16 protein-coding genes are annotated in these 9163 nt (G+C 55.9%); 4 read left to right on the top strand and 12 right to left on the bottom strand.

Annotated features, from left to right (window positions below):
• Positions 1-59 precede the first annotated feature (59 nt).
• The 3 genes from FHY06_RS25080 to FHY06_RS25070 all read left to right on the top strand — a co-directional run bounded on the left by FHY06_RS25080 (position 60) and on the right by FHY06_RS25070 (position 1857).
• On the top strand, positions 60-788 hold the full coding sequence (locus FHY06_RS25080) for a hypothetical protein (protein ID WP_184606659.1): 729 nt from the start codon (positions 60-62) through the stop codon (positions 786-788).
• Between the two features lie 145 nt (positions 789-933).
• Complete coding sequence (locus FHY06_RS25075) at positions 934-1413, top strand: hypothetical protein (protein ID WP_184606658.1); 480 nt, start codon at positions 934-936, stop codon at positions 1411-1413.
• Between the two features lie 57 nt (positions 1414-1470).
• Positions 1471-1857: a hypothetical protein gene (locus FHY06_RS25070; protein ID WP_184606657.1), complete on the top strand. Its 387-nt coding sequence runs from the start codon at positions 1471-1473 to the stop codon at positions 1855-1857.
• A gap of 199 nt (positions 1858-2056) precedes the next feature.
• Here FHY06_RS25070 and FHY06_RS25065 read toward each other — a convergent pair whose 3' ends face one another.
• From FHY06_RS25065 to FHY06_RS35190, 3 genes are all read right to left on the bottom strand, one after another.
• Positions 2057-2527, bottom strand: a complete 471-nt coding sequence (locus FHY06_RS25065) for a hypothetical protein (protein ID WP_184606656.1) — start codon at positions 2525-2527, stop codon at positions 2057-2059.
• Positions 2528-2685: 158 nt separating this feature from the next.
• Positions 2686-2985, bottom strand: coding sequence for a hypothetical protein (locus FHY06_RS25060; protein ID WP_145759840.1), 300 nt, complete (start codon positions 2983-2985; stop codon positions 2686-2688).
• Positions 2986-3086: 101 nt separating this feature from the next.
• Entirely contained in the window at positions 3087-3341 is a 255-nt protein-coding gene (locus tag FHY06_RS35190) for a hypothetical protein (protein ID WP_221404376.1), read from the bottom strand.
• On the opposite strand from FHY06_RS35190, the gene FHY06_RS35185 reads away from it, so the two are divergent.
• Positions 3243-3611 carry a DoxX family protein gene (locus tag FHY06_RS35185; RefSeq protein WP_409327467.1) on the top strand — a complete coding sequence of 123 codons (369 nt, stop codon included), beginning with the start codon at positions 3243-3245 and terminating at the stop codon, positions 3609-3611. The two genes, FHY06_RS35190 and FHY06_RS35185, sit on opposite strands and share 99 nt — an antisense overlap.
• A 205-nt stretch (positions 3612-3816) precedes the next feature.
• Here FHY06_RS35185 and FHY06_RS25045 read toward each other — a convergent pair whose 3' ends face one another.
• From FHY06_RS25045 to FHY06_RS25005, 9 genes are all read right to left on the bottom strand, one after another.
• The gene (locus tag FHY06_RS25045) at positions 3817-4053 is read right to left on the bottom strand and encodes a hypothetical protein (protein ID WP_184606654.1); all 237 of its coding nucleotides are present in this window, start codon (positions 4051-4053) and stop codon (positions 3817-3819) included.
• Between the two features lie 156 nt (positions 4054-4209).
• The gene (locus FHY06_RS35180; RefSeq protein WP_184606653.1) at positions 4210-4410 is read right to left on the bottom strand and encodes a DUF4272 domain-containing protein; all 201 of its coding nucleotides are present in this window, start codon (positions 4408-4410) and stop codon (positions 4210-4212) included.
• A gap of 83 nt (positions 4411-4493) precedes the next feature.
• Positions 4494-4919: an SMI1/KNR4 family protein gene (locus FHY06_RS25035; RefSeq protein WP_184606652.1), complete on the bottom strand. Its 426-nt coding sequence runs from the start codon at positions 4917-4919 to the stop codon at positions 4494-4496.
• A 618-nt stretch (positions 4920-5537) separates the two neighbouring features.
• The gene (locus tag FHY06_RS25030) at positions 5538-5867 is read right to left on the bottom strand and encodes a hypothetical protein (RefSeq protein WP_019658747.1); all 330 of its coding nucleotides are present in this window, start codon (positions 5865-5867) and stop codon (positions 5538-5540) included.
• 123 nt (positions 5868-5990) lie between these two features.
• A complete protein-coding gene (locus FHY06_RS25025; RefSeq protein ID WP_184606651.1) occupies positions 5991-6275 on the bottom strand; it encodes a hypothetical protein in 285 nt (94 codons plus the stop codon).
• A 48-nt stretch (positions 6276-6323) separates the two neighbouring features.
• Complete coding sequence (locus FHY06_RS35175) at positions 6324-6596, bottom strand: OmpA family protein (RefSeq protein WP_409327468.1); 273 nt, start codon at positions 6594-6596, stop codon at positions 6324-6326.
• A gap of 253 nt (positions 6597-6849) precedes the next feature.
• Positions 6850-7134 (bottom strand): hypothetical protein, encoded by a 285-nt coding sequence (locus FHY06_RS25015; protein WP_184606649.1) that lies wholly within the window; start codon positions 7132-7134, stop codon positions 6850-6852.
• 259 nt (positions 7135-7393) lie between these two features.
• Entirely contained in the window at positions 7394-8227 is an 834-nt protein-coding gene (locus FHY06_RS25010; protein WP_184606648.1) for an SIR2 family NAD-dependent protein deacylase, read from the bottom strand.
• Between the two features lie 290 nt (positions 8228-8517).
• Entirely contained in the window at positions 8518-9153 is a 636-nt protein-coding gene (locus FHY06_RS25005) for a hypothetical protein (RefSeq protein WP_184606647.1), read from the bottom strand.
• Positions 9154-9163 lie beyond the last annotated feature (10 nt).

Here is a 9163-nt window from a genome sequence, read left to right as displayed (position 1 = left end):
GATTTCGAGTCTGGTATCCGCGCTGAGCCTTCCGAACTACGTCAAGCGCCACCCTGCCCATGAACAAGAGTCTGAGCGGCATCTCTCATCCGAAGAGCCATAGAGTTATCCGAGAGGAGAACGTCGTCGCAGTTTCACCGGGCGGCGTGCTTGAGGTGCGGGGAGATAGTTTTGAGGCGGTGTTGCAGATTTCACAAGAGGTCATTGCAGCCTACTGGGCTGATTGCGAAGGAAGCGTGGGCCAGCACCTCGTGCGTTCCGTCTCGCGTCAACCAAATCACGCACTTGCGCGATTCAGGCGCTCAGTAGAGACTTCAGTTCCAGACGATCTGCCGTTGATGGAACATTTTCAAGAGGTTGCTGCAACCTTGGTGTCAGGGCAGTACGCCTTCGTACTCGAAGACGTGCCTGTTGATTCATACGTGGTGGAGCAAGAAGTGCGGCCGGAGGTGACATTGGACATCACGCGGTTTTACCCCGGCTTCGGCGCCATGGTTGCCACTCACCCCCGGGCGGCCCTATCTCGGCTCACGATAGATCGCCATGCACAGGCGATTCGACGTGGAGAACGACCAGCCGTCATTACCGTATCGCACGACAAGGCATGGGCTGAGTTCATTATTGATGGTCATCACAAGCTTCACGCCTACCAGCGTGAAAACGTTGCCATCCGGCGCTTGAACATCATCCGCCGGCAGAGTTCCAGGGCGACGCTGCAGGACTTACTGTCGTTCCTGGCTGACCGGGACTTGCAAAAACACCTGCGTGAGAATCGCCGGGCCGACTAGTCAGCAGGCCGACGGCGGCCACAACCTGTCGTTCGCCGCATCGGGGAAAAATTCGTCCATACACCGAAATTCCAGAAAAGCCTTGTGTATGACGCGGAGAGATCCAATCCGGTTCAAGCTGGTCGTTTCAAACCTTAGGCCGAGAATGTATCGTTTCCTTGTAAGAGTACTCCTCGCTTCGGCGGCGCTGGCCAGCATTTGCGTACTTGCTCAATCGCGCTATGAAAATCCGGTTGATCGGAAGACCTACGAAACACTTGGGGAATTCAGGACGTATGTACCCGCAGTACCGAGAGAGACCGGCGAACGTCGTACCTCCACAGCTGGCGTCACGCTCCTCATTGGAGAATTGGAGCTGAGGTCTCGCGTGAAGGTGGAGGATTTGGCAACCTTCATAAAAGCAATCGAAGCGCGGGCTTATCCCGAACTCGAGAAAAATAAGGAGCCAATGACAGCGATCGTGCAATTTAACTGCCAACCTGGAAACTGCAAGGTTAACCTTGCAACTCGAGGAAGAGCGGAAAAGTCTACCCTTCGGGCTGTATACGATTCGCTTTCGAAATTGGCGCCTCTAAAGGCAACGGGTGAGGTCATCTTTCAAATCGAATTCCGCGTTCGCGCTTAGCAGCCAACAGTGGTCGTCCAAGACAAGCCGTCAATTAGGCCAAGAATCGCAACTTCGATGAGTCACCTCACCATTTCGAGCATCAACTGGCTTTCAGATGGCGGGGACGCCGACGTTACGCTTTCCAGCGATGTGGCCACTGTGGTGGCCTTCTGCTTTCAGTGCTCTTACAAGGTTGGCCAAACAGTTCCCAACCTGCTGCATCCGGTCATGGTTGACGAACTGGAGTCTCCGTACCTGCAAGACTGGCCGGCAGATAAGAAAGCACTTGCTGGTGCAGAGCGGCTGAAGTGTCACGGGAGCTACGGGTATCGCGGTTGCGGCGAAGTAATCGATCAGGCCGAGGGACTGGTCCAAGCGCGTGGCTTCGTCTTCAACTTCGGGGATGTCCCGGCTGGAGCAGAAACTGTTCGATTTCAGTTTGACCGACTGGACATTTGGTGAGCACAAGTGTGAGCAGATAAACGACTGCTTTCGAGAGCAGCGAACTACGGCTCAGGGCCCTAGGCGGAAATTGCTGTCTCACGAAAACGGAAGTTCATCGAACCATCCGCTACCACGCTCGGGCGACTGCAGTCCTGTCTCCCGAATCTTCGCTCACGCGAGTTCTTGCGATCCTGGAGGCGCCCATATGTGACCTTCCCTAAGGCAGCTTGTCTATCGGTTTCCAGTTGCCTTTTTCGGTGCGGACCTCCCAATCTTTGCCGTTTCTACTTCGGTGAGGACTAATTCCACCCGCGCACCCTCCACCTGCAGCAATTGGCGTTTTGCAGAACTCTATCTTTACGTATTCACCGTCGTATTCCACATTCTCGCGGCTGCACGCCGACGGGAGAGGGTAGAACTCAGCGACTTCCGGTACATGAACCCACTCGGTAACTACGCCTTGCTCAGTCTCGGCACGGTAGACCTTGCAATCTTTCAGACCTATCAAAATAGGCTCGCCTTTCCCAGCCGCATTTATTCGGACGAGATTGCCTCCAAAGGGATTTTGCAAGAGGAGAATTCGCTCCCTATCTTCTTTGCTCAGTTTCAATTTCTCAATGTTGTCGGTGCACCCGGCTATCAGGAGAAAAGACAGAAGCGCTTGAAGTGTTTTCTGAGACTGCTTCATAGGCTATTGACAACATCGCACGCTAAACAAAAAAGTTTATTGGCGGGCCAAGCCGGTCCAGTGCAACGCCAAGGGCTGCTGCTGGCCGAATTTTCGGTTACGGTGCGACTGACTGGTTGTGCCCGAAGTCCGTTGTCCTGCCGCCGACTGTCCTGCGCTCATGGTCTATTGACCAGCTGCATATATCGCCAAATACCCCAAACCACGCCCACAGCGATACCGACTGCGATGCTCCAGCCTACCGGAACACCAGCGATGAAGCTCAGAGAAAGCATCAATGCGACCGATGCGAGACCAATGTAGGTCAATGTGATGAGGTCAAGGCGTGCGATCTCGTTTGCGTCCTCGGAGAATGCGCGGTCACTGTAACCGCGCTTGCGGCGCTGCCTTCTGAAGAGCACCACGTCAAGGACGATCTCGAAGATTCCAACCACGAAGTCCGTCAGTAAGCTGAACATGAAGCTCCTTTGAATATCCGCAATTGGCCCCGACTGTAGCCTGTCGCAGTCTTCTGAACTCTTGGGTCAAGGCGGACATTGCTAGAAGCTTGCGGCAACCGTCAGCTTCCGCCGCTCGATTGGCTTTCCATCTCTGTCGTAAACGGTTGCGCCCAATGGCCGAGTTCACGCGCACCCGGGCTTGACGTACCTCCACCGAAGACAGCTTTGTTCTCGATGTATCGGGTTTCGAGCACAACGTCGCGACCGCCTTCCTTGTGGGCAGTGCCGAAATCGTCCTGCCCATTCTGCTGATACCGGGCCTGGGGACCCGATTCGCAGCCGCAGGGTTGCTGCCGATGGTGGGCGTCGTCCAACTCACTGTTCTCGATGGCTGGCCGGTCTATCTCACCTGGGCCGCGATGGCGCTCGCCGTCAGCACGGCACGATGCCGCGGCCGCCGGGAGCTCACCGGGAAATCTCAGGTCTTGCTGTCAGCCCGGCTTCGCTTCAGCCGGCGAATCTCGGCCAGCTGGAATTTGAAGGCTTCCACCGCCTCCTTGGCGTCGGAATTCCAGGTGTCCGTCTTCATGTGCGCAAGAACAGCTTCCAGCGCATCGCCGAGCTGGCCAATCTGGCGTCCGTAACTTCCCACGTCGTCCAGGATCTGCTGCTCGAGAGCGGGGTCTGACGACTTGCCCATGTTGATGTTGATGAACCCAAGCTGCCCATTGGAAATCCGGGTCCACCAGGTCCAGGGGTTGATGTCCTGGCGCACATTGCCGGAGAGCGGCAAGTAAAAGTTCGGCATGGAGATCCTCCTGCGCAACGCGACCGGCTGCTGCAATCAGGTCAAGCAAGAAGCTCGCCGGCCCACGTCTGAACTCGCTTGAGAAATCCTGAGACGACCACGCGTTTGCCGTCAGATTGATGCGGGTTGGCTGTGGGGCGGCCGGCTGCCAATTCGGCGGAGACGAACCGCTCAAGCGCCGGCTGTTCGTCGAATTGCATCAATTCGCAGTTGGGCACTGCATAGGCCTCTATCACCACGGGTGAGCCTTGGTAGACCGCTCCCAATACCTGGGTCAATGCCTCTCGTGGAATGCTGTCTTTGCGTTGTATGTGTTTGAGTGGTGGCCGAGTAGTCGCTGGCCTGCGCGCAAGCCAAAGTTGGTGACTGGCTGGCAGTGGCCGTCAGGTATCGGTCGTGACGTCATCCCATGACTGTCCGCAATATCCGACCAGCTAATTGATTGCATGGTGACGCTCGCGAGCGACGCCCTCGTCAACCGCTGAAACGCTCGGTTGATAGTTTGGACGCGACATGCGACGCTGGAGCGCTACCACGTGAAACTCTTGAATTTCGTAGGCAGCATCGAAGAGCTCATCCTCAGACCTGAGCCTTGCAGAAGCGCAGAATTCCGTCGCGGACTCATCATTAATCACCGCGAATGACCGAAGCCAAGCAGGTTCTGCACATCTGGCGAACGTCGGCTGATGGCCGCATGCAGGCCTCCTCAGACGCTAGCTTATGCCTCGCCAAAGAGGAAGCGAAGAAACTCTAGAAATGAGGGGTAGCGAGGCTCGAGCTGGCCGTTCTTGAGCAGAGCGTCGCCGCCTTCGAAGTCGACGTCGTAGACCTGTTCGGTCGAAATATCGTAGACCATCACGCCTCCACCCAGGAAGCTAGTCAAAACCACATATCGCTTTGGCCAGCCAAATTTGCTACGGACCAATGCTGTAGAAGCCTCGATGGATTCTTGAGGCAGTGCACCAACAACATCTAGCAGTACGAAGCCCGTGTTCTCACTTGCCAATGGTCCATCGTATCGAAGGTAGAACGATCCAATTTGGGAGTTGGCGGTAATGCCGAGACGCGTCAATCCAGCTGTCACGGCGGCAACATCTGGTCTGAAAAATCCAGCATCTTCAAGCGAGGAGACGATGATTTGCATCACGCTATTTTCTGGAAGTCCACTTATGGCCGAGTTTTGCCAGCTGCAATAAGCGGCCGGTTCTGGCCGAATTTTGCCGAACAAGGCTACGTTAGTGTTTCATGGAATGGTTCAGCCGCGACTTGAAATTCATCCTCGTAAACAACATAGCCAGGCCGCTCGCTACGCAGGATTTCAACCATCACATCGTGCGCTTCCAGTACCCGAGCCATCCCGTGCATCATGCTGATGTGCTGATGTGCTGATGTGCTGATGTGCTGATGTGCTGATGTGCTGAGTTGCGGTGTCCTTGAACCAACTGAGTGCCACCTTCTTCGCGTGCGGTTTGGACGAACGAGTGAAGCTCACGGGCTTGCGAAGATTTTTTCGGAACCAGTCTCGAAGTTCGTAGTAGTTCTCAACTTCGTGCTCCGAGAGCAACCCTTGTGTCTCGAGCTCTCCGAGTGCCTGAAACAAGCCCTGCCTTCTGCCGGAGTCGATGTCGTTGCTGTGAATTACAAAGCGAATGAATATGTCGGTACGGTTGATTGCTCGCGCCGAATGACCGGTGTTGGCGGCGGATTGTGCCCAGCTATCAGAGGACCGCTCTTGGCCGACTGAAGCAGGACGCGGCGCTCTTCAATAGGCGCCGCCCCTGGGCACACAGCCATCCGTGTCGTGCAGCTTGCCTTCAGTGAGGACGTTTTCCATCTTGCAGACCTCGTTGAAGCTCCAGATATCAAAGGCGTCACCCGGAATCGCATGCTGCTCCAAGTGGGCCTCGAATTCCTCGATGTCCTCGAAGGAGATGACACGTGGCGAACTGGCTCCTCGATAGAACCAATGCTGAACAATGACGGGACCTCTGGCCAACGCATTCTTTATCTTCGCGAGGCTTGTCTCAGACAGAATCTTGGCTCCTTCTTCAGTCCAGTCGTCTGGCGCGTGGCGATCGGGAATTCGTTTCATAGGATATTTGTGCGAAGTGATTTTTCTCGACTACGCTAAGAGTAGCCCGCGTTGAGAAGGCGCATGCGGCCGACATTGGCCGGTCGCCTAGCGGTCTCGATGCAAGCATCTCAGATGTTGGCTTCAGCGGTAGTCAGAAAGACGGGTTGGATTGCCGGCCTTGATAACTCTGCCTCTGAATCTTACGTGCCAATCCGGGTCCCACTCTTTGTGTGCGTGTATGTGGAGACCGCCCTCCACGGGGGCCACGTCGAGAGGCAGCAGGTTGTCAGTGGGTAGCGCAAGCAGTTCCACCTCATCGCCAGGCTCAAGGATTACCTCTTCAGGGAGCATCTCAAGATACAGCGTCATAGCGAAAACGGTTTCGTTCTTGAATCTGCCAACCACTGGGTAACTTTCTGGCGTCATGGCGAATGTCTGGTTCTGGCCAAATTGAGTCATCTCGAAAAAGAAATGCTACTTTGGGGAGGGACGACTACAAACCGCGTACTCGATTTCGGTTCGCCGATTCCGAGCATCGCCGGTCTGCGCTACGGGTCGGCTTGCACCAAACCATTCGACCTTGATTCGTTCACCATCGATGCCTGCGCGAACTAGGAGCGCCTTTGTGTTTTCGGCCCGCGCTCGCGACAACAAAGCAAGGGATTGCGCGCCTTCCTCATCGCGACCCGCGTATCCAATAACGAGCCAAGTTTTCTCGACACAGTCCCCAGAAAACTGTTCTGGCATCTTCGCAAGGAAACTGAACAGGCGCTCTCGCTGCGCGGCAAGACCAGAGACCGCTCTCGGTTCATATAGCAAGTCCATGTCCGCCGGTGGGTCATAGGTTGCGATGGTGTGGGGAAGGCTCTGCGCCTCAGCCGCGGCTCCTAAAACGCAAAGACCAGCAAACAAGCACCGCCGACGCCGCAGGGGCATCCGCTCGGGCTGAAGGTCTGCATTTCTAGGCATTACTCGTATGACTGGTTGTGGCCGAGAAGCGTCAAACCCATCGGCTTTCAAACTCGATCTCAACGGCGCCATTGTTGACCCGAACCAGAAAGTAGCTTCCCGTACAAAACAGTCCGTTGTATAGCTTTCCGGTGCGAACTTGGTAGTCCGCTTCCAGCGGCACAGGATTGCCGTTAATGTCCTCGTACGGATAGCTTGCTTGATCCCAAAAATTGAGCACGACTTCCCCGCACTCGGCTGTCACCAAGTTGCAGACGGTCTTCTCTAGCTCCGTGCGAGGATGGAATGGCAAGGGGTTGATATTTGGATTGATCATCAAAGGACTGCTTCTGGCAAAGGCACAGCTATCGACAGCGACATTCAACGGGAGAATCGCGAGAGCCGGTCATGGTTTTGGGATAGGTCTGCACCATCTGGCCTTCTTTGCCTTGACCCCTGCAGTAGGTCAGGCACTGCTGCTCCAGACCTGAGTTGGAACGGCCAGAGCGATGGCCGATCAGAACACCCGTCGCACCGAGGACGGTGATCGCTCCAAACGCAATCCATGCTGGCGAAATGCGGCGCTTCATGTGTGGTCAAGACTCATTTTGGTCGAGGGGCCGAATTTCTGGATGTTGCCGACCGTAGTCCATCGCAGCCTGGCTGGGGAACGCGCGAGCCTCACCGGCGTCTCCCAGATGCCCCGCCGCTAGGTGCCCCCCTTCCATGCTGTCGGCAAGCCATCTGTCCACCACTTTTGGGACAAGCTCGGTCGCCTTACCCCGAAGGAACGTGTATCCGTATGGTGGCTTGATGACGTCGAATCCGACCAAGACCTTGTCGGCCCGGCCACGTGCGGCCTTCACGAGAGCGGCGACCGGAAAGACCGAAAGTGAAGTTCCGACCACGAGTACCCGTCCTGCGCTCGCAACGTGGTGTTTCGCCTCACTCAGAAATTCGACCTCTTCTCCGAACCAGACCACATCTGGCCGAAGTTGCGTTCCATCTTCGCAAAGCTGCCCCTTTGAAATGGGTGCGCCGCCAATCTTGTAGCGTCTCCGCGCTGCAGAGGTTCCACGCGCATACGCTATTTGCCCGTGGACATGTATGACGTTGCTGGAACCTGCTCGCTCATGCAATTCATCGACATTCTGGGTGATGACGATGACTTCGTAGCTCGCCTCCAGGCCTGCAATAGCGTGATGCGCGGCGTTGGGTGTCGCCTCCCAAGCCTGCCGACGTCGCTGGTTGTAGAAATCGAGCACCACTTCTGGTCGATGCTCCCAACCCTGTGGGCTGGATACTTCCTCCCACGAATATGAATTCCAGAGACCTGCCGAGTCACGAAAAGTTGGTAGGCCACTTTCGGCGCTGATTCCCGAGCCCGAAAGCACCACACCTTGTTTGGCTGAACCTCTGGCTTCATTCAACGCCTATGAATTTCGGTCGACTATCTTAGTCGCGCTCACCACCGGCTCCTTCTCCAAGAAACAGTGCCTCTGACCCATCGCATCAATCAATAGGCATTCCACGAAGGGCGGGTATCCGCTGTCATCAACGACTTTGGAAAACTCAACGACGATGGCTTTCATGGGACGTCATCTTTCCGTGCCAGAGGTGATAGTTGAACGACCGGTTTTGGCCGACTGTAGCCAGTTGCTTACCCGGCACTTCGGGGCACGGGGAGGTCCTAGAAGGCACCGCATAGAAATCGCCGGATTCAGACCGTCTGGCGTCCAAGCCCAGATTCGAGCGCGCCGTCGAGAGCTGCCCATAGCTTCGGCAGCGTGTCTTCGCGTGGCTTTCCTCGCTCAATATAAGCCGCCATCGCACGACGCGCATCTTCTTCGCGCCCTGAAAGCGCATGGCAAAACGCGGCTGCCGCGGGCAACTGTGTGTACATGCCTGCCTCGGGGCGGTTGCTCAGCGTGACAACCTGGTCGTATATCGCTTGCCTACCCAACTGCCAGAAGTCATGTGCTTGGCGTACGGCGCTTGAAAGCCGGGATGTCAGGCCTTCAAGCAGGCCCTGTTCACCCCACATGTATGAGAGGTTGAGTTCTGCGGATTGTCCGTCGATGAACGCATCAAAAATCGCCGATTTCTCAGTGCGATGCCATTGCATTTTTCCCGCCACAAGGTGCGGCACAAAATCGAACGAATACCCCCATCGCGGGGCAACAACACCGCCTTTGAGTTGTACGTAGGCGAAGACACGGCGAATGGGCGCATCTTTGCTGTCGACCCAGTGAAGTGGCTTTGCCTCGACGAAGCGATCTGCACCGAGATATCTCGCAATCGCGGGCCCAATATGGGACTGAACAGCGGAAATGGTCAGAAGGTTGAAATCGCTCATGGAGGCGGGG

The organism is Variovorax atrisoli (assembly GCF_014195185.1).
Taxonomy (GTDB): domain Bacteria; phylum Pseudomonadota; class Gammaproteobacteria; order Burkholderiales; family Burkholderiaceae_C; genus Variovorax; species Variovorax atrisoli.
The sequence above is the reverse complement of the archived record's forward strand: the minus strand, read 5'-3'. Positions and strand labels throughout refer to the sequence as shown.